General features: G+C 64.3%; 1 protein-coding gene and 1 pseudogene. One reads left to right on the top strand and one right to left on the bottom strand.

Annotated elements, in window-relative coordinates; all coding sequences use genetic code 11:
* Positions 1 to 1,018, top strand: a 1,018-nt coding sequence (locus tag CXZ05_RS22655) for an IS110 family transposase (protein ID WP_102974700.1), incomplete at its 5' end; no start/stop codon positions are given.
* A gap of 14 nt (positions 1,019 to 1,032) precedes the next feature.
* Here the strand turns inward: CXZ05_RS22655 and CXZ05_RS22660 are convergent.
* A pseudogene (locus CXZ05_RS22660) lies at positions 1,033 to 1,600 on the bottom strand (IS30 family transposase); the annotation flags it as partial.

The following is a 1,600-nucleotide window of genomic DNA, read 5'->3' on the forward strand; positions in this document are numbered from 1 at the left end:
CGCCGGCGGCGCCGCGCTGCTGATCGAGCTGTTGGCCGCGCATGCACAGAGGTTGCTTTATATCCCCGGACGGATCGTGCACCACGCCGCAGCAACATACCGCGGCGATGGCAAGACCGACGCGAAAGACGCCAGGATCATCGCGGACCAGGCGCGGATGCGCACCGATCTGCAGCCCGTCCGTGGTGGAGACCAGATCAGCGTGGACCTGCGGCTCTTGACCGCCCGTCGCACCGATCTGATCTGCGACCGGGTCAGGGCAATTAACCGGCTTCGGGCCACCTTGTTGGAGTACTTCCCGGCGCTCGAGCGGGCGTTCGATTACTCCAAGAAGGCGCCCCTCATCCTTCTCGGTCGCTACCAGACCCCCGAGGCAATCCGGCGCACGGGACTTACTAGGCTGGCAGGATGGCTGAAGAAGCGCGGCTGCCGGAACAGTGCCAAGATGGCCGAGAAGGCACTAAAAGCCGCGAACTCCCAGCACACCGTCCTGCCAACGCAGACCACAGGCTCTGCCCTGGTCGCCCGGCTGACCGCACAGGTGAGCGCTCTCGATGCCGAGATCGACGACGTCGATGCCCAGATCACCGACCTGTTCCGGCAGCACGAAAGCGCCGATGTTCTGCTGAGCATGCCCGGTTTCGGGCCCGTGCTTGCGGCGACTTTCCTCGCGAACATCGGTGGCAATCTGGAAGCGTTCGAGTCCGTCGACCGGCTCGCCAGCGTCGCGGGCCTGGCGCCAGTCCCACGCGATTCCGGACGTATCAGCGGGAATCTGCACCGCCCGCGTCGCTTCAACCGCAGACTTCTCCGGACCTGCTACCTGGCCGCGCTCTCCAGCCTGAAGAACAGTCCCGCCTCCAGAACGTACTACGACCGGAAGCGCAGAGAAGGAAAGTCACATAAACAGGCACTCATCGCCCTCGCACGACGCCGTATCAACGTCCTCTGGGCCATGCTCCGCGACCACACCACCTACCAGGAACCAATGCCAAGAATCAGCGCTCAAGCTGCTTGACAGAAACATTGAGATTCCCAATGGCCCGGCACGGCGCGGTCATCGGCTTCGGCAGGGCGTTCTGAGATCTTCGGAGCGTCCTTGTAGTGCTGGCCTGCAGCACCGCGGGGCCGCTCACCGCGGGGCACCCGTTTGCTCCGGCTGGTGCTCAGGCACCGGTAAAGATCCTTACGCAACTCGCCCCGGCCCTGGACATAGAGGCTCTGATAGATCGTTTCGTGGCTGACCTGCATGCTCTCATCGTGACCGAAGGTCTCCTCCAAGACCAAGGACACCAGCTTCGGGGACCAGCCATCATCCATAGCGTCCTCGACGTATTTGGCCAGATCCGGATTCTGAAGCCTGAAAGCCTTGGGCCGCCGGGCACGCTGATGGGTACGAATCTGTGCCACATCGGCCTGATACGTCCCGTCGGCGCACCGGTTCCGGCGGATTTCCCGCCACACTACCGACCTGTTCCTGCCGATCTCCCGGGCGATCGCCGCGACCTTGGCCCCCTCGCGGACCCGGATCATGATCACCGCCCGGTCCACCAGATCAAGCCGGTTGGATCCCGGCCGGACAGCCGGCACCGGGCCGGCC

Origin of the sequence: Arthrobacter sp. AFG20 (assembly GCF_002892795.1) — a bacterium.
Lineage (GTDB): Bacteria > Actinomycetota > Actinomycetes > Actinomycetales > Micrococcaceae > Arthrobacter.